This is a genomic window from Kitasatospora sp. NPDC043950, from assembly GCF_056435345.1.
This window is the reverse complement of the sequence record NZ_JBWKER010000025.1, coordinates 32,394-52,391: the sequence shown is the minus strand read 5'-3', so window position 1 is coordinate 52,391 and position 19,998 is coordinate 32,394. Positions and strand designations below refer to the sequence as shown.

19 protein-coding genes and 1 pseudogene are annotated in these 19,998 nt (G+C 72.4%); 14 read left to right on the top strand and 6 right to left on the bottom strand.

Features of this window, described 5'->3' with window-relative positions:
• Nucleotides 1–7: 7 nt before the first annotated feature.
• From pstA to AC07BF_RS18410, 4 genes are read left to right on the top strand one after another with little or no spacing between them, the layout of a single operon-like run.
• Nucleotides 8–1,303 carry a phosphate ABC transporter permease PstA gene (gene pstA, locus AC07BF_RS18425; protein ID WP_400985462.1) on the top strand — a complete coding sequence of 432 codons (1,296 nt, stop codon included), beginning with the start codon at nucleotides 8–10 and terminating at the stop codon, nucleotides 1,301–1,303.
• A 38-nt stretch (nucleotides 1,304–1,341) separates the two neighbouring features.
• On the top strand, nucleotides 1,342–3,207 hold the full coding sequence (locus AC07BF_RS18420; protein WP_363581520.1) for a substrate-binding domain-containing protein: 1,866 nt from the start codon (nucleotides 1,342–1,344) through the stop codon (nucleotides 3,205–3,207).
• On the top strand, nucleotides 3,204–4,115 hold the full coding sequence (locus AC07BF_RS18415; RefSeq protein WP_400985461.1) for a class E sortase: 912 nt from the start codon (nucleotides 3,204–3,206) through the stop codon (nucleotides 4,113–4,115). Before AC07BF_RS18420 ends, AC07BF_RS18415 begins: the two co-directional genes overlap by 4 nt.
• A gap of 38 nt (nucleotides 4,116–4,153) precedes the next feature.
• Complete coding sequence (locus AC07BF_RS18410) at nucleotides 4,154–5,044, top strand: phosphate ABC transporter ATP-binding protein (RefSeq protein ID WP_363581516.1); 891 nt, start codon at nucleotides 4,154–4,156, stop codon at nucleotides 5,042–5,044.
• A gap of 32 nt (nucleotides 5,045–5,076) precedes the next feature.
• On the opposite strand, the gene AC07BF_RS18405 is transcribed toward AC07BF_RS18410, so the two are convergent.
• Nucleotides 5,077–5,922, bottom strand: coding sequence for an HAD family hydrolase (locus AC07BF_RS18405; RefSeq protein WP_363581514.1), 846 nt, complete (start codon nucleotides 5,920–5,922; stop codon nucleotides 5,077–5,079).
• A 199-nt stretch (nucleotides 5,923–6,121) separates the two neighbouring features.
• Between AC07BF_RS18405 and AC07BF_RS18400 the strand changes: the two genes are divergently transcribed.
• The 3 genes from AC07BF_RS18400 to AC07BF_RS18390 all read left to right on the top strand — a co-directional run bounded on the left by AC07BF_RS18400 (nucleotide 6,122) and on the right by AC07BF_RS18390 (nucleotide 9,100).
• Entirely contained in the window at nucleotides 6,122–6,322 is a 201-nt protein-coding gene (locus AC07BF_RS18400; RefSeq protein WP_478333597.1) for a hypothetical protein, read from the top strand.
• A 286-nt stretch (nucleotides 6,323–6,608) separates the two neighbouring features.
• A complete protein-coding gene (locus AC07BF_RS18395; protein WP_478333596.1) occupies nucleotides 6,609–8,078 on the top strand; it encodes a phenylacetate--CoA ligase family protein in 1,470 nt (489 codons plus the stop codon).
• Entirely contained in the window at nucleotides 8,075–9,100 is a 1,026-nt protein-coding gene (locus AC07BF_RS18390; protein WP_363581508.1) for a hypothetical protein, read from the top strand. Before AC07BF_RS18395 ends, AC07BF_RS18390 begins: the two co-directional genes overlap by 4 nt.
• A gap of 61 nt (nucleotides 9,101–9,161) precedes the next feature.
• Here the strand turns inward: AC07BF_RS18390 and AC07BF_RS18385 are convergent, their stop codons facing one another.
• The gene (locus AC07BF_RS18385; protein ID WP_478333595.1) at nucleotides 9,162–10,412 is read right to left on the bottom strand and encodes a hypothetical protein; all 1,251 of its coding nucleotides are present in this window, start codon (nucleotides 10,410–10,412) and stop codon (nucleotides 9,162–9,164) included.
• A gap of 428 nt (nucleotides 10,413–10,840) precedes the next feature.
• Nucleotides 10,841–11,728 (bottom strand): LLM class flavin-dependent oxidoreductase, encoded by an 888-nt coding sequence (locus AC07BF_RS18380; RefSeq protein ID WP_363581504.1) that lies wholly within the window; start codon nucleotides 11,726–11,728, stop codon nucleotides 10,841–10,843.
• Nucleotides 11,729–11,847: 119 nt separating this feature from the next.
• On the opposite strand from AC07BF_RS18380, the gene AC07BF_RS18375 reads away from it, so the two are divergent.
• The 3 genes from AC07BF_RS18375 to AC07BF_RS18365 all read left to right on the top strand — a co-directional run bounded on the left by AC07BF_RS18375 (nucleotide 11,848) and on the right by AC07BF_RS18365 (nucleotide 13,567).
• Entirely contained in the window at nucleotides 11,848–12,126 is a 279-nt protein-coding gene (locus tag AC07BF_RS18375) for a hypothetical protein (protein ID WP_478333594.1), read from the top strand.
• Nucleotides 12,127–12,461: 335 nt separating this feature from the next.
• The gene (locus tag AC07BF_RS18370; protein WP_363581498.1) at nucleotides 12,462–13,109 is read left to right on the top strand and encodes a DUF433 domain-containing protein; all 648 of its coding nucleotides are present in this window, start codon (nucleotides 12,462–12,464) and stop codon (nucleotides 13,107–13,109) included.
• Nucleotides 13,106–13,567 (top strand): PIN-like domain-containing protein, encoded by a 462-nt coding sequence (locus tag AC07BF_RS18365; protein ID WP_478333593.1) that lies wholly within the window; start codon nucleotides 13,106–13,108, stop codon nucleotides 13,565–13,567. Before AC07BF_RS18370 ends, AC07BF_RS18365 begins: the two co-directional genes overlap by 4 nt.
• Before the next feature lie 59 nt (nucleotides 13,568–13,626).
• On the opposite strand, the pseudogene AC07BF_RS18360 reads toward AC07BF_RS18365, so the two are convergent.
• A pseudogene (locus tag AC07BF_RS18360) lies at nucleotides 13,627–13,848 on the bottom strand (LLM class flavin-dependent oxidoreductase); the annotation flags it as partial.
• A 355-nt stretch (nucleotides 13,849–14,203) separates the two neighbouring features.
• On the opposite strand from AC07BF_RS18360, the gene AC07BF_RS18355 reads away from it, so the two are divergent.
• From AC07BF_RS18355 to AC07BF_RS18340, 4 genes are all read left to right on the top strand, one after another.
• On the top strand, nucleotides 14,204–15,166 hold the full coding sequence (locus tag AC07BF_RS18355) for an ABC transporter ATP-binding protein (RefSeq protein ID WP_363581494.1): 963 nt from the start codon (nucleotides 14,204–14,206) through the stop codon (nucleotides 15,164–15,166).
• Nucleotides 15,150–16,052, top strand: coding sequence for an ABC transporter permease (locus tag AC07BF_RS18350; protein WP_400804438.1), 903 nt, complete (start codon nucleotides 15,150–15,152; stop codon nucleotides 16,050–16,052). The genes AC07BF_RS18355 and AC07BF_RS18350 overlap by 17 nt, the downstream gene beginning before the upstream one ends.
• 25 nt (nucleotides 16,053–16,077) lie before the next feature.
• On the top strand, nucleotides 16,078–16,995 hold the full coding sequence (locus tag AC07BF_RS18345; protein ID WP_363621121.1) for an ABC transporter ATP-binding protein: 918 nt from the start codon (nucleotides 16,078–16,080) through the stop codon (nucleotides 16,993–16,995).
• Nucleotides 16,996–17,125: 130 nt separating this feature from the next.
• Nucleotides 17,126–17,845 (top strand): ABC transporter permease, encoded by a 720-nt coding sequence (locus AC07BF_RS18340; protein ID WP_063348377.1) that lies wholly within the window; start codon nucleotides 17,126–17,128, stop codon nucleotides 17,843–17,845.
• A 48-nt stretch (nucleotides 17,846–17,893) separates the two neighbouring features.
• Here the strand turns inward: AC07BF_RS18340 and AC07BF_RS18335 are convergent, their stop codons facing one another.
• Both AC07BF_RS18335 and AC07BF_RS18330 read right to left on the bottom strand, forming a co-directional pair.
• A complete protein-coding gene (locus AC07BF_RS18335) occupies nucleotides 17,894–19,162 on the bottom strand; it encodes a CynX/NimT family MFS transporter (protein ID WP_478333592.1) in 1,269 nt (422 codons plus the stop codon).
• 66 nt (nucleotides 19,163–19,228) lie between these two features.
• Nucleotides 19,229–19,960, bottom strand: coding sequence for a FadR/GntR family transcriptional regulator (locus tag AC07BF_RS18330; protein WP_063351236.1), 732 nt, complete (start codon nucleotides 19,958–19,960; stop codon nucleotides 19,229–19,231).
• Between the last annotated feature and the right edge of the window lie 38 nt (nucleotides 19,961–19,998).

Genomic DNA, 19,998 nt, shown 5'->3' with positions numbered 1-19,998 from the left:
CGACCCGATGACCACGCTCGACCTGCCACCGGTCGCCGCGTCCGGGCCCGGAGGTCCGACGCCCTCCGGCTCCGCCGAGGCACCTGCCGAGGCCGCGCCACCGCGCTCCCAGACCAAGGTGCGGCTCGGCGGTGTGACCCGCGAGGACGTGTTCACCGTGGCCGGCTCACTGGTCGGCTCGCTGGCGCTGAACTGGGCGCTGTACGAGCGGGTGCTGCCGTTCAGTGGCGCGTTCGGCTTCCTGGTCTGCTGGTACCTCCTGTTCCTGGCGGGCTACTTCGCGCTCGGCCGGCTCCAGTGGGGCAGGCTGATGGTGCGCGACCGGCTGGTGTCGGTGGCCTCCTGGAGCTCCGGGCTGCTGGTGGTCGCGCTGATCGTCGACCAGATCGGCTACGTGGCCAGCCGCGGCTTCGAGGCGGCTCAGCACCTCAACTTCTTCACCGAGTCGATGGAGCGGACCGCCGCGCTCTCCCCGATCACCTCCGGCGGCGCGCTCAACGCGATCGTCGGCTCGCTCGAACAGCTGGGCCTGGCAACGCTGTTCGCGGTGCCACTGGGCATCGCGGCGGCGATCTTCATGTCCGAGGTCGGCGGCCGGCTGGCGCGCCCGGTGCGGACGCTGGTCGAGGCGATGACCGCGCTGCCCTCCATCGTGGCCGGCCTGTTCATCCTCGGCGTCTTCATCATCACCTTCGGTTTCGAGAAGAGCGGCTTCGCGGCCTCGCTGGCGCTGACCGTGATGATGATGCCGATCGTCACCCGGGCCGCCGAGGTGGTCATCCGGCTGGTGCCCGGCACCCTGCGGGAGGCCTCGTACGCGCTCGGCGGCAGCCAGTGGCGCACGGTGTGGAACGTGGTCCTTCCCACCGCCCGGCCCGGTCTGGTGACGGCGGTGGTGCTCGGCATGGCGCGCGGCGTCGGCGAGACCTCGCCGGTGCTGCTGACCTCGGGCTTCACCTCGCAGTTCAACGCCGACCCGCTCCACGAGCACCAGGTGTCGCTGCCGCTGTACATCTGGAACTACGTCAAGCAGCCCTACCCCGAGATGGTCGCCCGCGCCTTCGCGGCCGGACTGACCCTGATGGTCCTGGTGCTGATCCTCTTCGTCACCGCGCGCGTGCTCGGCGGCCGCAAGCCGGGCGAGCTGACCAGGCGGCAGAAGCGCCGGATCGACCTGGAGGCGCGGCGCGCCGAGGCCGCCGCACGAGCCGCCCGGCCGTCCGACACCGTCCGTCCGGCGCTGGCGCGGACCGCGTCCTCCCATGCGTCGGCCACCGCCCTCCCACTCCCCGGGAACAGCTGATGACCCACCCAACCACCCTCCGTCCCAGAGGAGTCCCCATGTCGTGGGAGGCTGCCGGCCGCCCCGTGGCCCGCGCGCTCGCCCTGCTGATGTCCCTGTTGCTGCTCGCGGCCGCGCCGATGCTGGGGCCGGGCTCCCGGGCCTTCGCGGCGAGCGTCGCGCTGAGCGCGGACGGGTCCAGCTGGGCCGGTCCGGCCATCGACCAGTGGCGCCAGGACGTCGGGTCGCAGGGCATCCAGATCAGCTTCAACCCGGTCGGCTCGGCGGCCGGCCGCAACTCCTGGACCCTCGGGCAGAACGACTTCACCGCCTCCGACGTGCCGTTCCGCACCACGCCCGACGCCGGCGTGAACGACGCGGGCCGCCGCAACGGCCAGGGCAGCGCGGAGCAGCCGACCTACGGCTTCTCGTACGTGCCGATCACCGCCGGCGGCACCACCTTCATGTACAACCTGGTGGTCGGCGGCAAGCAGGTCCGCGACCTGCGGCTCTCGCCGCAGACCGTCGTCGACATCTTCACCAACAAGATCACCAACTGGAACGACCCGAAGATCACCGCCGACTACGGCAAGACGCTGCCCAACCTGCCGATCACCCCGGTGGTCCGCTCGGACGGCTCCGGCGCCACCGCGCAGTTCACCCGCTGGATGGAGCACACCCACAAGGACCAGTGGGACGCGTACTGCTCCTCCGTCAACGGCGTCTCCTGCGGTGACTACACCGAGTTCTTCCCGCCGTCCGGCCGGATGGTCGCCCAGAACGGCTCGGACGTCGTCGCCGGCTACATCAAGGCCTCCTCCGGCCTCGGCACCATCGGCTACGACGAGTACGCCTTCGCCAAGCGCAGCAACTGGCCGGTCGTGAAGGTGCTCAACCAGGCCGGCTACTACTCGCTGCCGACCGCCTCCAACGTCGCCGTGGCGCTCACCGCGGCGAAGATCCGCGGCGTCGACGACAACACCCCGGTGTCCGACCCGAACTACCTGCAGCAGAACCTCGACGGCGTCTACACCATGGACGACCCGCGCTCCTACCCGATCTCCAGCTACAGCTACGTGATCGTGCCGCGCTCCGGGGCCGCGCTGCCCCCGCCGCCCCGCTTCAACAACGACAAGGGCAGTGCCCTCAGCCGCTTCCTCGCCTACGTGCTGTGCGAGGGCCAGGGCGAGGCGGACGGCCTCGGCTACTCGCCGATCCCGCGCGGCCTGGTCAAGGGCGGCCTGCTGCAGACCAGGAGCATCCCCGGCAACGCCAGCCCGGTCGACCCGGACACCCTGTCCAACTGCGCCAACCCGACCTTCAACTCCACCGGTGAGCTGACCGTCCTCAAGAACGCGCCGCAGCCCAGCCCCTGCGACAAGCAGGGCGCTCCGCTGGACTGCACCGTGCAGGGCGGCCAGGCGGTCAAGACCGGCTCGGGCGCCGGCGGTTCCAGCAGCGGCGGCAGTGGCGGCGGCGCGGCCGGCGGTACCGGTGGCGGCGGCGGTACGGGTGGCACGGGCGGCGGCAGCGGCGGCGGCACGGGCCGGACCGGCAGCGGAACGAGCGGTGGTGCGGCCGGCGGCGCCGGCGGCACGGGCGGTGGCGCCGCGGGCACCGGCGGCACCGGGGACGGCGCCGCGGCGGCCGACGGCGCGGCCGGCACGGACCCGAACGCGGACGGCGCCGCACCGGGCGACCCGGGCACCGAGGACGTGGTCGACCCGCAGACCGGCCAGGTGGTCGCCCGCGGCCGCGGCGGCAGCACCGAGGTCGCGGCGAACGTGGTCGAGGTGGCCGGCAAGCCCGAGGACTGGACGCTGAGCACGCTCACCGCCCTCGAACTGCTCGCCGTGGTGCTCGTCCCGCCGCTGCTCGGCCGACGGCTGCTGCGCCGGCGCAAGTCCTCGGACGGCGCCTCGTGACCGCCCCGGTGCTGGAGAAGCCGGCCGCCCCCGCGCGGCCGGCCACGCCCGCGGGCCCGCCCGCCGCGACCCCCGCGACCGGGCCCGCCGCCGCCCCCGCGCGGCGCCGCCTCCTCCAGGGCGCCCGGGTGGCCAGCCTGCTGGCCGCGCTGGTGCTGGGCTTCGTCGGCTACCTGTTCACGCTCTCGCACGTCCAGGAACGGCACTTCCAGTCCACCGCGTACAAGACCTTCCGGGACCAGCTCGCCCGGGCCGTCGCCCCCACCGGGGCCGCCGCCGACGGCGCCCCGGTGGCCCTGCTGGACATCCCGGCGATCGGCCTGCACCAGGCCGTCGTGGTCGAGGGCACCACCGGCCGGGACCTCATGCGCGGGCCCGGCCACCGCCGGGACACCGCCCTGCCCGGCCAGGGCGGCGTCGCGGTGCTGTTCGGCCGCGGCGCCACCTTCGGCGCGCCCTTCGCCGAACTGTCCGGGCTCCGGGTCGGCGACAAGATCGAGGCCACCACCGGGCAGGGCAAGTTCACCTACACCGTCAACGTGTACGGCGACGGCGACCACCCGATCACCGACCCGGCCCGCAACCGGCTCGTCCTGGTCACCGGGGACTCGGACTGGATCCCCGGCTCGACCGTGATGGTCGGCGCCCGGCTGGACGGCGACCCCGAGCAGAACCCCGGCGGCCGGCCCAGGACCGTCCCGTACGACAAGGCGCTGGCCGCCGACAAGGGCGCGCTGGCCACGCTGCAGCTGTGGTCGCTCGGGCTGCTGGGCGCGGTGCTCGGCGCGCTCCTGCTGGCCCGGTACTGGCGGGCCTCGGCGGCCTACCTGAGCCTCGCGCCGGTGCTCGGCGCGCTGCTCTGGGCGGTCTACGAGAACGCCGCGGCCCTGCTGCCCAACCTCTACTGAAGCGCGCCCGGAAGGCCGTACCGATGACGGATGCACCGATGACCGACACCCCGACCACCGGCCTGGGCACGGCGGACGCCCCGGCGACCGACCCGGCCGCCGACACCCTCACCCTCCCGCCGCTGCCGCCGGCCCCGCACCCCGGCGGCGAGCCGCTGGCCGGGCTGGAGACCAGGGAGGTCTCCGCGTGGTTCGGCGCCCGCAAGGTGCTGGAGCGGGTCTCGCTGGCGATGCCGGCCGGCGAGGTCACCGCGCTGATCGGCCCGTCCGGCTGCGGCAAGTCCACCTACCTGCGGATCCTCAACCGGATGCACGAGATGGTGCGCGGCGCCGCGCTCGCCGGCGAGGTGCTGCTGGAGGGCGACGACGTCTACCGTCCCGGCCGGCGCCCCGCCGAGGTGCGGCGCCGGATCGGCATGGTGTTCCAGCGGCCCAACCCGTTCCCGGCGATGTCCATCCAGGACAACGTCGCCAGCGGCCTGAAGCTGGCCGGGATCAAGGTCTCCAAGGAGGAGCGCCGGGACCTGGTGGAGACCAGCCTGCGCCGCGCCGGGCTCTGGGACGAGGTCTCCACCCGGCTGCACACCCCGGGCGGCGCGCTCTCCGGCGGGCAGCAGCAACGCCTGTGCATCGCACGGTCGTTGGCGGTCTCGCCGGACATCCTGCTGATGGACGAGCCGTGCTCCGCGCTCGACCCGACCTCCACCCGGAGGGTCGAGGAGACCATCGCCGAACTGCGCGGGCGGCTCACCATCGTGATCGTCACCCACAACATGCAGCAGGCCCAGCGCGTCTCGCAGACCTGCGCCTTCTTCCTGGCCACCCACGACACCCCGGGCCGGATCGTGGAGGCCGGGCCGACCGCTCAGGTCTTCGGCAACCCGCGCGACCAGCGGACCTCCGACTACGTGAACGGCCGCTTCGGCTAGGTCCTGTTGTCCAGGGCCCGGGCGGCACGCCTTCAGGGGAGCCGCAGCAGCTCCTCCAGCACCGCCGCGACGCCGTCCTGCTCGTTGCTCACGGTGTGCAGCGGCACCGCCGCCAGCACCTGCGGGTGCGCGTTGGCGACGGCGTACGCGGTGCCGGCCCAGTCCAGCATCTCCAGGTCGTTCGGCATGTCGCCGAAGGCCACCACCTCGCTCCGGTCGATCCCGTGCCCGGCGCACCAACGGGCCAGCGTGCTGGCCTTGGTGACGCCGGGCGCGCTGATCTCCAGCAGCGGGATCGGCGCCGAGCGGGTGATCTCGGCCAGGTGCCCGGCCGCCTCCCGGGCCCGGGTGAGGAACGCGTCCGGGTCGAGGTCGGGGTGCTTGGCCAGCAGCTTGAACAGGCCCCGGACCGGCCCGCCGGCGCCCAGCAGCTTCTCCGCCGGGCCGACCGCGTGCTCCAGGTCGTCGCCCCACATCGGCACCGCGTACTCGGGCTCGCGGGCCCACCCGTCCGGGTACTCGAAGGCGAACGCGGTGCCGGGCAGCTTGGCGCGCAGCACCTCGACCACCGCCAGGGTGGTCTCCACCGGCAGCGGGAACGACTCCAGCAGCTCGCCGCGCCGCACGTCCACCACCGCGCCGCCGTTCGAGCAGATCGCCACCCCGTGGCCGCCGATGTGCGCGCTCACCTGCTGCATCCAGCGCGGCGGACGCCCGGTGACGAACACCACCTGCACCCCGGCCGCCTCCGCGGCCGCCAGGGCCGCGGCGGTGCGTTCGCTGACGGTGCCGCCGGCGCACAGCAGGGTGCCGTCCAGGTCGGTGGCGATGAGGCGGGGGGCGGTACGGGCTTCGGTCACCGGTCCATCTTCGCCCATCGGTGCCGCACCGGTCACCGGCGAGGACGGACCTCGTCGCGGACCCGCAGGACGGCGCCGCCGACCCGCCGGACCTGTGGCTTTCGGCCCCCTTTCGGCCCCCGAGGCTCCGTTTCCGGCCTATTCGCCCGCCGGCCGGGGTGTCCCCGGGGCGCGACGGGCAGGAGTGTGCACGGCCACCCCGTCGGCAGGAAGAGCCATGCCCACTCGCCAGCTCCGAGACGAGCCTCCCCCGACCATCCCGCCCGCCGCCTCCCCGGACGTCTCCTCGGGCGCTTCCCCGGGCGCCTCTCGCGAGCCGGTCCTGCTCGGCGACGTCCTCTTCCACACCCTCGCCGAGATCGCCCGCCGCGCCCCCGAGCCCCGCCTCCCGGCCCAGCGCACCCGCCCGCACCCGTAGCTGCGGCACTGCCCTTTCGGGGCAAGGAATTTGATGCCGTCTCACCCCTGGTCGAGGCTTGTTCGATTCCCTAAACTGCACTCCCCACCCGCCGGCACCGGAGCACGTCATCGGGGCGTGCTCGGCCGCGCCGGCCAGCCCCACCAGGAGGTCTTGACATGGTCAAGCACTACTTCAAGTACGCCCTGAGCACCCTCACCGCCGCCATGTTCGCCCACATGGCCTGACCGAGTCGTCCCGGCCTGGGCCGGGGTGAGCATCCCCGGCCCAGGTTCCAGGAGGTCTCGTGTTCGGCACTGCGGTGAGTCAACTCCGGTACGGCGCATCGATCCTGCTCAACCGCAGGATCCGGCCCCAGGACCTCGGGCGGATCGCCGACGACATGGTCCGCACGCTCGCCGAGTTCGGCGAACCGGGCGCGGACTCGGCGCTGCTGCCGGGGCAGGCCGGTCAGGTCGACCCGGAGGTGCGGCGCACGGTCACCCGGCGGAGCCTGCGGGCCACCGCGCGCGCCGCCGTCCGCCACACGGCCTACTACCGGCGGACCTTCGACGACCTCGGGATCGACCCCGAGACGCTCGACACGGAGACCTGGTCGCGGGTGCCCGTCACCCCGAAGGCGGCCCTGCGCGGCCTGCCCGCCGCGTTCGTCTCCGCCGCCGCCACGCCCGCCCTGATGGCGCTGACCACCGGCACCAGCGGCACCCCGACCGCGGTCTGGTACTCCCGGACCGAGTTGGAGACCACGATCGCCCTCAGCACCATCTCGGCGGCCCTGACCCTTGGGCTGCGCCCCCGGCACACCGTGGCCTACGCGGGCTGCTCCAGGGCCACCCTGCCACTGGTCGTCGCCGAGGAGTCCACCACCCGGGTCGGCGCCTCGTTCGTCCAGTTCGGGACGATCGACCCCGCGCTCGCCCTGGAACGCCTCGCCGCACCGCTCGGCCTGCCCGGCAAGGCCCCGCAGATCACCCACCTCACCGCCTCCGCGTCGTACCTCTCCGCGCTCGTGCAGGAGGCCGAACAGGGCGGGTGGCGGTCCGCGGACTTCGGGCTGGAGAGCATCGGGGTGGGCGGCGAGGTGCTGTCGGCCCCCCTGCGGGAGCGGGCCGAAGCGGCGTTCGGGGCACCGTTGTCCACGTCCTACCTGATGACGGAGACGCTCCCCTCGGGCGGCACGCCGTGCTCCCAGGGGCATCTGCACCACACCACCGAGTTCGGGCACCTGGAGGTGCTCGACCCGCAGACCTGGGAGCCGACCGCGCCGGGGGAGGTCGGGATGCTGGTGCACACCCCCTTCGTGCCCTACCGGGAGTGCACCCTGCTGCTGCGGTACGCCACCGGCGACCTGGTCCGGCTGCCCGTCGGCGGGACGGGGTGCGAGTGGGCGCACCTGCCGGCCACGTCCGCCGTCCTGGGCCGCTGGTCGGGGCCGCTCAGCGCCTCCGTGCCGACCAGGGACGTCCTCGACCTGGTCGAGGGGGAGCCGGACGTGCCGCTGCCGGCCAGGTACACGCTGACCGAGGAGCCGGACGGCGGTGCGCTGCTGCACCTCCTGGTCCGGGCGCTGCCCGCGGCGACACTGCGCCGCAGGCTGGAGGAGCGGGCGTCGGCGGCGGGGCTGCCGCTGGCCGGCATCGTGCTCCACGACGACCGGTCGAAACTGCCGCCGTCCAGTCCGGTCCGCGCGGACCTGCGGGAACACACCTTCGAGTCGGCCCGTCCGGTCGGCGTCCGGGCCGGGAGCGGCGCATGAACGCGATCCCCCTCATCGCCCTGAGTTGCTGCGTGGCCCTGCTGATGGCCGCGGCCGGAGGGTACCTGGTCCGCGTGCGGATGCCCAGGCCTCCGGTGGGCGTCTACACCTCCGGCGACATCGCCGTCCTGTGCGTCGGCGTCGTGCTGGCCCCGCTGCTCTACCTCGAGCTGCCGGGCGTGGTCGTCTCGGCGCTGTTCGGCCTGGTGCTCTGCCTGGCGGTGCAGTTCACCCTGGCGCCGGTCTGCTCCGGCCGCTGGGCCTGGGGCCTCGCGCTCGTGGCCGCCGGAGCCACGGCGGCGTGCAGCGGCCACCCCGTCGCGGTGCGCGCCTGCACCGACGTGATGCTCGCCGTCGCGGTGGTGGGCGTGGCCAACCTGTGGACGCAGAGCGGAATGCGATCGGCGCACGCGGCCGGCCTGGCCGCCGTCCTGTCCTGCTACGACCTGGTCGCGACCACCCTGACGCAGGTCACCGCGAACTTCGTCACCCAGGTCCAGGGAAGGCCGTTCGCCCCGATGCTCGTCCTGACGGGCGGCAGCCCGCCGGTCGCCGTGGGCCTCGGCGACCTGCTGCTCCTCGTGCTGTTCCCCCTGGTCGCCGCCAAGGCGTTCGGGCGGACGGCCGCGTTGCTGGCGGCGGTCGTCGGAGTGGTCGTGACCAGCGCGGTCAGCGCGCTGTTCGCCCTGGGCGCGCTGACGGCGGGCTTCCCCCTGCTGACCGTGCTCGGCCCCCTGATCGTGGTGCAGCACGTGGTGTGGTCGCGCCGGCTGGGCGGCGAGCGGACGACGGCCCGCTGGCGCGCCGGCACCGCGTCGCCGGCCCCACGCCCCGACCGCCTCCAGCCGGACCACGCCGTGACGTCGGCCCTGTCCCTCACCCCGCCCACCGGGCTGGCACCGGGCACCTGGATCGCGATCGCCGACGGCCGGATCCTCGGCACCGGCAACTCCCCCGGCCTCGCCCGCCGCGACGCCCGCCAGCGCGGCACGGCCACCCTCCCCGTCGTGCGCCAGCTCTGACCGGGCGTCGGCCTTCTGACGGCGGCGGCCACGGCGGCCACGGCGTTCTCGGCGTTCGTGGCTAGGGGCGATGGGGTTGGCCCGGCACGCGCCGTGCGCTGGTGAACCGCTGCCGTCGCCCGCCGGCCGCCAGTTCGCCGAGGCGCTCGCCGACGACGGAGACGCCGGGCCGGGGCTCCTGCGCGTAGTACCAGGGCTTGCGTCGGCGCAACAGTTCCTCGCCGTGCTCGCTCCAGGCGAACCCGGGTTTCCGCAGCAGCTTCCGGAACACCGAGTCGGCGGTCTCCGGGTGGGCGGTGGCCAGTCGCCGGATCGGCAGTGGCGTGATCGACTGCTCGCGCAGGTACGTGCGCAGCAGGTCCTGGTGCGGTTTGCGACCCGTGAGGGAGGGGTCGGCGAAGAGCTCCCGCAACAGCCCGTAGTCCGCGTAGAAGTTGAGCCCGTCGACCTCGTCGTAGATGACTCCGATGGTGTCCGCGTCCGCGAGGTCCCGCGGCAGCTCGAAAGCCGGAAAGTCGAGGCCCGGGAGCCGCCTGCCCCGGGCGCGGTCGGGACGCCCGGCGGCGGTGTCCTCCTGCCGGTGTCGGTAGTAGGCGTTGAGCCGTTCCTCGGTTTCGGCGGGCGGAAGGACCAGTTCGTCGCCGCCGAAGAACTCGACGAACGCGTCCCGGTCCGCCCGCATCGACTCCCATCCCTGCTCGATCTTCTCGGGGTTGCGGAAGACCAGTTCGGGGTGGCTGGTGGCCAGTTGGAGTGCGGCCCGGGCGATCTCGGTGGCGCTGGACCTGGGGTAGAACGACATCGCCCCGGAGATCAGCCACGTCCCGTCGGCCGAGAAGACCGGCACCAGGCAGGCGTGGAGGAACCCTCCCTTCGTCACTCCCCGGAAAGCAGCCCGTCCGGCGTTCGAGTACGTGCGGTACTCCAGGTCGTCGATCAGGTTCAGCAGGACGAGGGCATCCCCGTCCTTGCGGCGGATCTCGAAGATCCCCTCGACCGGGTCCCGCCAGCCGAGCAGCATCTCCCGGTCGATCCCGTCCAGGTCCCGCCGCCCACCGACGAACCGGTCCACCACCGTCGAACCGTCCGGCAGGCGGAAGCGCAGGATGAAGTGGTCGGTGATCCGGACCGCCTCACCCTCGTCCAGCAGCCGTTCGGGCCCGGCCGCCTCCAGCAGCAGGGGAGTCAACCACCGGTCGAAGCGCGCACTCTGCGCGAAGGCGACCAGCTCCCCCTTCAACTCGGCACAGCGCTCGATCAGGTCGGTGAGCGAGCGCTCGCCGTGATCCGCGCCTCGAACGGCGATCGCCATGTCCTGCTCTCCCCACAAGCCGGTTCCGAAGTAGTGATGTGTGAGTTGCTCGGCTCTCGCCGTGGGCATCGACGGTGGCCCTCATCCAGCACGGCCAAAAGCTCGGCCCGCCCTGCCCGCTGCACCCATGGCGCCACGGTAGCGGTCGTGAGGGCGCCGTCGCCGAGGGTCGCTCGAAACCTCACCTGCCGGAGTGAAAACGCAGGGTCGACGGCACGCGTCTGGGTACCGTGATCCCGGCAACAAGAAGGCCGACCGAGTGGGCCGACGCCGGGCGTCGGCGCGACGCCCGACGGAACGGAGTGCGTGGTCGCCCAGGGCCGAGACGGCTGAGTGTCGCCGCTAGTCCGCCAACGGCCCGTCGGCCGCCGGCGGACTGGTTGCTTCGCGTGGGTCGGCGGCGCGAACCACGGGAAGCGAATCCTTGATCAGGCCAGCTGGGCGAGGCCCTCGGTGGCGATCCTCTCGAAGACGGCGAGGTCGTTCTCGAAGATCGAGTCCGGGACGGGCCAGTGGATCACCAACTCGGTGATGCCCAGGTCGCGGTAGGTGCCGGCCCAGTCCACGAAGGCGTCCAGCGACTGCAGAGGCTTCTCGGCGGTCGAGCCCTGGAGCAGCACCTTCTCCAGCTCGCCGGCGTCCCGGCCCCGTGCCTCGCAGGCGGCCGTCAGCTTCGCGATCTGCGCGGCGATCACGCCGGGCGCCTGCTCGACCGGCACGTCCGCGGGGCCCTTCGGGTCGCCGTACGTCACCCAGCCCTGCCCGTACTCGGCCGCCAGCCGTAGCCCGCGCGGGCCGGTCGCGGCGACGTAGAACGGCACCCGGGGGGTCTGCACGCAGCCGGGGACGTTCCGCGCCTCGACCGCCGAGTAGTACGTGCCCTCGCGGGTGGTGGCGTCGGTGCGCAGCAGCTCGTCAAGCAGCGGCAGGAACTCGCCGAAGCGGTCCGCCCGCTCCTTCGGCGACCACGCCTCCTGGCCCATCGCCGTCGCGTCGAAGCCGGTACCGCCGGCGCCGATGCCCAGTGTGACCCGCCCGCCGGACACGTCGTCCAGCGTGATCAGCTCCTTCGCCAGCGTCACGGGGTGGCGGAAGTTCGGCGATGTCACGAGCGTCCCGAGCCGCAGTCGCTCGGTCGCGGTGGCCGCGGCGGTCAGTGTCGGGATCGATCCGAACCACGGCTCGTCGCGGAACGACCGCCACGACAGGTGGTCATAGGTGTACGCGGCATGGAACCCGAGCTCCTCGGCCCGCCGCCAGATCTTCTGCCCCTCGCTCCACCGGTGGATGGGGAGGATCACGGTACTCAAGCGCATGCCCTCGACCCTACGCGTGTGCTCCGGCAGGTGAGGTTGCGAGCAACCCGCAGTGACGACACATGCGTAGCCGCTAGCGTAGTGCCATGGGTGCATTGGGCAGGACCGAGCTTGAGGCCATGATCGATGAGGCCACCGTCGACGCCTACGGCGAGGACGAGCAGCTGACCGGTCTGTTCACCATGCTGGAGGAGAACCTCGCGGTGCCGTTCGGCACGACGGTTCTCGGAGTGGAGGTGACTGTGCGCGGCGTCGACCTCACTCAGGATGGCCGGATCGTCGCACTGTGCTTTCGCGGCCGTGTTCGACAGGAGATCGGGATCCTGGAGCTGCCGATGCCGACACCTGCCCCGGACGGCGCCGAGTGGATCGAGGCTTACCGCCACTGGACCGGCTGACGCCAAGCAGCTCACACATCACTTCGGAACTCACCTGCAGAGAAAGCAGGACATGGCGATCGCCGTTCGGGATACGGATCACGGCGAGTGCTCGCTCACCGATCTCATCGAGCGCAGTGCCGAGTTGAAGGGGAGTCGGTCGCCTTCGCGCAGAGCGCGCGCTTCGATCGGTGGTTGACTCCCGCCCTTCTGGAGGCGGCGGGCCCTGAGCGGCGGCTGGACGAGGGCGCGGCGCGTCTCGGCGGCCTCATCCGGGTGAAATGCTGGCGAGCCCGATGCCCGTACGGGACGATGAAGTAGCGTCGGATTGTCGTCTGGAGCCAAGGAGGTGCCGCATGTCGTACGAGCCCAAACTGGCTGCCGCGTTGTCCGGTGCGACTCTGCGGCAGCTGTCGCACTGGCGGCGGGCCACCGGCGAGCGCGGCGCTGTCCTGGTGCCGGAGATCTCGACGTCTCGTCCGATCCTTTACTCCTTTCGCGACGTGGTCGCTCTCCGAGTCTGTGTCCGTCTTCGCGAGGAGGCATCCCTCCAGAAGATCAGGCGGGCGCTGAGCACGTTGCGCGAGGGCCTCGACGAAGGGGAACACCTCTCGGCCTACCGGCTGGTCGCGGGCGGTGACACGATCTACCTGGCAGACCCGGACCACGCAGTGGACCTTGTGCGGAGCAAGGGCAATGTCGTCATTCACGACATGGTGGACGTGCTTGCGCCTTTCTACCGTGGTGGTCGGCGAATCCCGGACCTCCTTGAACCCCGGCCGCACGTGTCTATTGACCCTGCTGTGCGAGGCGGCGAGCCGGTCGTCGAGGGGACACGTATCCCGGCGACAGAGGTTGCTGCTCTCCTACGGGACGGCGTGCCACCTGAGCAGATCGGCGACTACTACCCGGGCGTCACAGCAGAGGCAGCGCGCGACGCAGCGGACTTCGCCGACTATGTCGACAGTTACGAGGATGCGGAAATCCGGCAGGCAGCGTCTTGAAGCTGCTGCTCGACGAGAATGTGTCGCTTCCCATGGCACGGATCGTGCGGCTGCTCCTGAAGCACCACGTTGTCGAGCACGTGGCCGAACTCAGCGGGTGGGCGGGAACCAGGGACGTCGACCTCTATGCGCGTGCGGCAGCGGACGGCTTTCAGATCGTTGTCACGAATGACACGAAGCAACTGAGCCGTCCACTCGAGGTAGTCGCCATCGCCGAGTCGGGCCTGCATCGCATCGAGTACCGCCAGAATCACAAGCACGGCGGGTTGGTGGGTCTCGGTGCAGCTATCGCCACCGTGTGCGCTGGCCTGCCCCATGCCTTGGCTGAACTCGACCAGGCAGACAGTCAGCGCCTGATCTCGCTGAATGCGGTCGACCCGTCCCAGCAGAGCCGCTTGCGGATCGTGGATCCTGCCAGCGCCCCGCCCAAGTTCTGGCCCGCCGACTCACAGGGGTAGTGGCATCAGGGGCTGAACCAGCGGAACATCGCAGGTCAGCGTGTGATGCATGAAGAAGGATTGACTGATGTCACGAGCGTCCCGAGCCGCAGGCGCTCGGTCGCGGTGGCCGCGGCGGTCAGTGTCGGGATCGATCCGAACCACGGCTCGTCGCGGAACGACCGCCACGACAGGTGGTCATAGGTGTACGAGGCATGGAACCCGAGCTCCTCGGCGCGCCGCCAGATCTTCTGTCCCTCGCTCCACCGGTGGATGGGGAGGATCACGGTACTCAGTCGCATGGTGTCGACCTATGCGTCGGAACGGCCGCGCGGCCTTCGCGTCTCCCGGCCGGGTCGTCGAGGCGGGTGCGACAGGTCAGGCATGGGCCAGGCCGTCCACATCGAGGACGTCGACCCGGAGAGCATCGGAAGCGGCCGGTACCGCGGGCACGGCGACTCCGGTGGCGTTTCCGAGTCGGACCTCGCGCCGGATTCCCCGTTGCCGGCCTCGCACGGGCGACGAGGACGTCCTGACCCTGAGGGGGAGGTGCTCCGCCCCTTAGGGGAGATCCTCCGCGGCGTCATACCGCAGCAGCAGACGGGCTCGTCATTCCAGCTCATAGCCCTTGGCGCGTAGGCCCGTTACGTTGAGCAGGTGTCCACTGCTGTCATCAAGACGGACGGCCTCACCAAGAGGTTCCCCCGGGTCACCGCCCTCGACCAGCTCACCGTCGAGGTGCGGCCCGGGGTGGTCGGGCTGGTCGGGGCCAACGGGGCGGGCAAGTCCACCCTCATCAAGATCCTGCTCGGCCTCGCCCCGGCGACGTCCGGCCGCGGCGAGGTCCTCGGCCTGGACGTCGCCACCCGGGGCCCGGAGATCCGCGAACGGGTCGGCTACATGCCCGAACACGACTGCCTGCCACCCGACGTGTCGGCGACCGAGTTCGTGGTGCACATGGCGCGGATGGCGGGGCTGCCGGCCACCGCCGCCCGTGAGCGCACCGCGGACACCCTGCGGCACGTCGGCCTGTACGAGGAGCGGTACCGGCCGATGGGCGGGTACTCGACCGGCATGAAGCAGCGGGTCAAGCTCGCCCAGGCGCTGGTGCACGACCCGAAGCTGGTGCTGCTGGACGAGCCGACCAACGGCCTCGACCCGGCCGGCCGGGACGAGATGCTGGGCCTGATCCGCCGGGTGCACACCGACTTCGGGATCTCGGTGCTGGTCACCACCCACCTGCTCGGCGAGCTGGAGCGCACCTGCGACCACCTGGTCGTGATCGACGGCGGCAAGCTGCTGCGCTCCTCCTCCACCGCCTCCTTCACCGAGGCGACGGCCGTCCTGGCGGTCGAGGTGACGGACCACCCGCAGGACGCCGTCCCGGAGCCGGGCGACGCCGTCCGCGAACGGCTGGCCGCCGCCGGGCTGTCCGTCCAGCCGGAGGGTTCGCACCTGCTGCTGGTCCGGCTGGCCGGCGACGACACCTACGACACCATCCGCGACACCGTCGCCGGACTGGGTCTCGGCCTGGTCCGGCTGGAGCAGCGTCGCCACCGGGTCGCCGAACTCTTCACCGACGAGAACAGGGGAGGGACGGACGATGTCGCTGCCTCCTGACACCAGGTCCGCCGACACCGGCGTCATCCACGACATCGGCTACCGCGGCTACACCGGGCCCCGGCTCGGCCGGGCCTACGCCACCCGCTCGCTGTTCACCCAGAGCCTGCGCGCCGCGTACGGGCTCGGGCGCTCCGGCAAGTCCAAGGTGCTGCCGATGCTGGTGCTCGGCGTGGTCACGATGCCGGCCGTGGTCATGGTGGCGATCGCGCTCGCCACCAGCGCGAAGGAGCTGCCGCTGGACTACCCGCGGTACCTGTCCTCGTTCGTGCTGGTCGTGTCGATCTTCCTGGCCTCGCAGGCGCCGGTGCTGTTCTCCCGGGATCTCCGGCACCACACCGTCCCGCTGTACTTCTCCCGCCCGATCACCCGCGCCGACTACGTCCGGGCCAAGTTCGCCGCCATGGTCAGCGCCCAGTTCCTGCTGATGGCGGCGCCGTTGCTGGTCCTCTACATCGGGGCGCTGCTCGGCGGGCTGGACTTCGGGCACAACACCGGGCACTTCCTGTCCGGCCTGGTCGCCGCCCTGCTGTACTCCCTGGTGCCGACCTCGGTGGCGCTGGTGGTCGCCGCCGCGACCCCGCGCCGCGGCTTCGGGGTGGCCGGGATCATGGGCTACCTGGCGATCAGCACGGCCGTGGTGGCGATCCTGACCCGGATCGGCACCGCCACCGAGCTCACCGTCCCGGACTCCGTCCAGTGGATCGCGCTGCTGTCGCCGAACGACCTGGTGGAGAGCCTGACCAACCAGCTCTTCGACGTCGGCGGGATGGACGGCCGGATGCACGCGCCCGGCGGGCTCGGCGTGGTCGTCTTCACCGCCGCCGTCCTCGCGATGGTGTCCGGCTCGTACGGGCTGCTGCTGCGCCGCTACCGCAGCGTCTGATGAACCGAGGAGTTTGAGAGGCGTCATGGCCACCATCACCATCGACAAGGTCTCCCGCTGGTTCGGGAACGTGGTCGCCGTCAACGACATCAGTATGACGATCGGCCCAGGCATCACCGGCCTGCTCGGTCCGAACGGCGCGGGCAAGTCGACCCTCATCCACATGATGAGCGGCTTCCTCTCGCCCTCCAGCGGGGCGGTCACCCTGGACGGCGCGCCGATCTGGCGCAACCAGCAGGTGTACCGGCAGATCGGCCTGGTCCCGGAGCGGGAGTCGATGTACGACTACCTGACCGGCTGGGAGTTCGTGCTCGCCAACGCCGAACTGCACGGTCTCGCCGACCCGGGCGCCGCCGCCCGGCGCGCCCTGGACCTGGTGGAGATGGCCTACGCCAAGGACCGCCGCACCGGGACGTACTCCAAGGGCATGAAGCAGCGGGTCAAGATGGCCTCCGCGCTGGTCCACGACCCGGCCGTGCTGCTGCTCGACGAGCCGTTCAACGGCATGGACCCGCGCCAGCGGCTCCAGCTGATGGAGCTGCTGCGCCGGTTCGGCGCGGACGGCCGGACGGTGCTGTTCTCCTCCCACATCCTGGAGGAGGTCGAGCAACTGGCCCGGCACATCGAGGTCGTGGTGGCCGGCCGGCACGCCGCCTCGGGCGACTTCCGGAAGATCCGCCGGCTGATGACCGACCGGCCGCACCGCTACCTGGTCCGCTCCAGCGACGACCGTCGGCTGGCCGCCGCGCTGATCGCCGACGGCTCCACGACCGGTGTCGAGGTGGACGCGCGGGAACGGGCGCTGCGGATCGAGGCGGTGAACTTCCAGGGCTTCACCACCCTGCTGCCCCGGGTCGCCCGCGAGGCGGACATCCGGCTGTACACCGTCTCGCCGGCGGACGAGTCGCTGGAGAGCGTCTTCTCCTACCTGGTGTCCGCGTGAGGCCGGGCATCCGCGTGAGGCCCGGCGTCCGCGTGAGGCCCGGCGTCCGCGTGAGGCCCGGCGTCCGCGTGAGGCCCGGCGTCCGAGCCACCGAACTCCCGTACCGGACCCAGGAAAGGGCCGACCGACCATGAACCCGACCGTCGCCAGGCTGACCCTGCGCGGCCTGCTGGGCCGCCGCCGCGGCCTCCTGCTGCTGGTGGTCCCCGCCCTGCTGCTGGTCATCTCGGCCGTCGCGAGCGGCACCGCCAGCGGGAACGAGCACGACCTCACCGTCAAGATCCTCGGGCAGCTCGGCCTCGGCACCCTGGTGCCGATCCTCGGCCTGGTCGTCGGCACCGGCGTGATCGCCACCGAGATCGACGACGGCTCGATCGTCTACCTGCTGGCCAAGCCGCTGCCGCGGTGGAAGATCGTCACCACCAAGCTGGTCGTCGCGATCGGCACCACCTGGGTGTTCGCCGCCCTCCCGACGCTGCTCTGCGGCCTGCTGCTGATCGGCACCAGGGACGGCATCGCGCTCGGCTACACCGTGGCCGTGCTGGTCGCCGGGGCGGCGTACAGCGCGCTGTTCCTGCTGCTCGGCGTGGTCACCCGGCACGCGGTGGTGGCCGGACTGGGGTACGCGCTGGTCTGGGAGTCGCTGATCGGCAACTTCGTGTCGGGCGCCCGGACGCTGAGCGTCCAGCAGTGGGGCCGGTCGGTGGCCGAGGCGGTCGCCGGGGACGCCGCGATCGGCGCCGACGTCTCGCTCGGGGTGGCCGTCCCGCTGCTGCTGGCGGTCACCGTGGCGGCGACGGTGCTGGCCTCGGTGAAGCTGGCCGGACTGACCCTGGCCGCCGAGGAGTAGCCGGACGGGGCCGACCCGGGGCAGTCGGGGTCGGCCCGAGCGGAGGTGCTAGCCGAGCGTCCGGTTGCGGCCCGCGCCCCAGCCGGCCGCGCCGACCACGGTGGCCAGCACCAGCATCAGCACCAGGGTGGCCGTCCAGCCGCCGGTGAGCTGGTGCAGCGCGCCAGCGCCGACCGGGCCCGCCGCCGCGACCAGGTAGCCGACCGCCTGCGACATCCCGCCCAGCTGGGCGGCGCCGGCCGCGCTGCCGGTGCGCAGCACGATGAAGGCCAGGCCCAGGCCCAGCGAACCGCCCTGGGCGACGCCCAGGATGGTCGCCGACACCCAGGCGCCGGACACCGGCGCGATCAGCAGCAGGGCGATGCCGAGGCCGTTCAGCCCGGCCATGACCACCGCCAGCCCGCGCTGGCGGGTCATCCGGCCGGCCAGCAGCGGCACCAGGAAGGCGCCCGCGACCTGCACCAGGTTGGAGAAGGCGAAGACCAGGCCGGCCTCGCCGCGGTCCATGCCGTGGTCGGCCAGGATGGTCGGCATCCAGGCGACCAGGGTGTACACCAGCAGCGACGAGATGCCCATGAAGAGGCTGATCTGCCAGGCCATCGGCGAGCGCCAGATGCCCTCGATCGGCTTCTCGGCCACACGACCGGCCGCAGGACCGGCAGGGGCCGCTGCCCCGGACGCCGCCGCCCGCTCCTGCCGGGAGCGCAGCACCTGCGGCAGCCAGGCCACCGCGGCGATCAGCGCGAGCAGCGACCAGGTGCCCAGCGAGGCCTGCCAGCCGCCGCCGAGGGCGTGCTCCAGCGGCACCGACAGACCGGCCGCCAGGGTCGCGCCGACCAGCATGGTGGTCGAGTAGACGCCGGTCATCGCCGCCGCCCGGTCCGGGAACTCCCGCTTCACCAGGCCCGGCATCGACACGTTCAGCACCGCGATGGCCACGCCGATCACCACGCAGCCCGCGTACAGCGCCGCCACCGAGGGCAGCACCCGCAGCAGCACGCCCGCGCCCAGCACCAGGACCGCGCCCAGCACCACCCGTTCGGTGCCGAACCGCCGGGTCAGCCGGGGCGTGAGCGGGGCGCCGACGCCCTGGAACAGCACCGGCACGGTGGTGATCAGTCCGCTCGCGGTGGCGGAGAGTCCGAAGGTCCGCTGGATCTCGCCGACCATCGGCGACACCGCCGCCAGGCAGGCGCGCATGTTCAGCGCGACCAGCAGGATGCCGGTCAGCAGCAGCGCGGGGTGGGCCAGCCGGGTGCGGACGGGAAGCGGGAGGGACGTGGTGGCAACCGGCTGCTGGGCACGGGTGACGGCCATGGGTGTGCTGTTCTTTCGTGAATGTGCGAGAGGGCGCGGAGGACGGAAGGGAGGCGGGTGCCTACGTCACTTCCGGGCCGCGATGGCCGCGAGGAGCTGCTCGACGGCCGCGGTCGGCTCGGCGAGCAGCGCACGACACGCGGCCTCGGCACGGTCCGGGTCGCCGCTCTCGATCGCGTCGACCAGCGCCGCGTGGGTGGCCACGGCCACCTCGGGCATGTCGTGGTCGCCGAAGGCCGAGGTCATCGACTCGCGCACGGAGGCACCGAAGTAGCGGTAGACCTCGGTGAGCGCCGGGTTGTGCGCGGCCTCGACGATGGCGGTGTGGAACTCCAGGTCGTGCTCGACGGTGGCCTCGCGGTCGGTCCGCTCGGCGTGCGAGGCGATCACCTCGGCCTCGCGGGCCAGCGCGGCCCGCATCCGCTCGACGTCCTCGCGGGTGTGCCGCAGCGCGGCCAGCCGGGCGGCCTCGGTCTCCAGCGCGGCCCGGACCTCCAGGACGTCCCGGATGCCCGAGCGCTGGACGCCGCGCAGGACGGCGGCCGGGTCGCTGGTGGAGCGGACGAACGTCCCCTCGCCCTGGCGGGAGACCAGCATGCCGGCGTGCACCAGCACCCGGATCGCCTCCCGGACGGTGTTCCGGCCGACCTGGAGCCGCTCGGCGAGTTCGTGCTCGGTGGGGATCTGCGATCCCACCGGCCAGACGCCGCCGGCCAGTTGTTCGCGCAGCTGGTCGATCGCGGTGTCCACCAGGGAGCGCCGTCCGGCCGCCTGGAGGCTGTTGCCGTCGTTGGTCATGCCGGTACTCCCTTCGTTGTCGGTCACCGCGCCGCTGG

What these genes read in the sequence shown, in the direction of transcription:
- AC07BF_RS18335 (WP_478333592.1), bottom strand. Translation starts at nt 19,162, where the DNA reads ATGGCCGTCACCCGTGCCCAGCAGCCGGTTGCCACCACGTCCCTCCCG.
- pstA (WP_400985462.1), top strand. Translation starts at nt 8, where the DNA reads ATGACCACGCTCGACCTGCCACCGGTCGCCGCGTCCGGGCCCGGAGGT.
- AC07BF_RS18370 (WP_363581498.1), top strand. Translation starts at nt 12,462, where the DNA reads ATGTCGTACGAGCCCAAACTGGCTGCCGCGTTGTCCGGTGCGACTCTG.
- AC07BF_RS18345 (WP_363621121.1), top strand. Translation starts at nt 16,078, where the DNA reads ATGGCCACCATCACCATCGACAAGGTCTCCCGCTGGTTCGGGAACGTG.
- AC07BF_RS18400 (WP_478333597.1), top strand. Translation starts at nt 6,122, where the DNA reads ATGCCCACTCGCCAGCTCCGAGACGAGCCTCCCCCGACCATCCCGCCC.
- AC07BF_RS18330 (WP_063351236.1), bottom strand. Translation starts at nt 19,960, where the DNA reads ATGACCAACGACGGCAACAGCCTCCAGGCGGCCGGACGGCGCTCCCTG.
- AC07BF_RS18405 (WP_363581514.1), bottom strand. Translation starts at nt 5,922, where the DNA reads ATGGGCGAAGATGGACCGGTGACCGAAGCCCGTACCGCCCCCCGCCTC.
- AC07BF_RS18380 (WP_363581504.1), bottom strand. Translation starts at nt 11,728, where the DNA reads ATGCGCTTGAGTACCGTGATCCTCCCCATCCACCGGTGGAGCGAGGGG.
- AC07BF_RS18375 (WP_478333594.1), top strand. Translation starts at nt 11,848, where the DNA reads ATGATCGATGAGGCCACCGTCGACGCCTACGGCGAGGACGAGCAGCTG.
- AC07BF_RS18350 (WP_400804438.1), top strand. Translation starts at nt 15,150, where the DNA reads ATGTCGCTGCCTCCTGACACCAGGTCCGCCGACACCGGCGTCATCCAC.
- AC07BF_RS18410 (WP_363581516.1), top strand. Translation starts at nt 4,154, where the DNA reads ATGACCGACACCCCGACCACCGGCCTGGGCACGGCGGACGCCCCGGCG.
- AC07BF_RS18385 (WP_478333595.1), bottom strand. Translation starts at nt 10,412, where the DNA reads ATGGCGATCGCCGTTCGAGGCGCGGATCACGGCGAGCGCTCGCTCACC.
- AC07BF_RS18390 (WP_363581508.1), top strand. Translation starts at nt 8,075, where the DNA reads ATGAACGCGATCCCCCTCATCGCCCTGAGTTGCTGCGTGGCCCTGCTG.
- AC07BF_RS18420 (WP_363581520.1), top strand. Translation starts at nt 1,342, where the DNA reads ATGTCGTGGGAGGCTGCCGGCCGCCCCGTGGCCCGCGCGCTCGCCCTG.
- AC07BF_RS18340 (WP_063348377.1), top strand. Translation starts at nt 17,126, where the DNA reads ATGAACCCGACCGTCGCCAGGCTGACCCTGCGCGGCCTGCTGGGCCGC.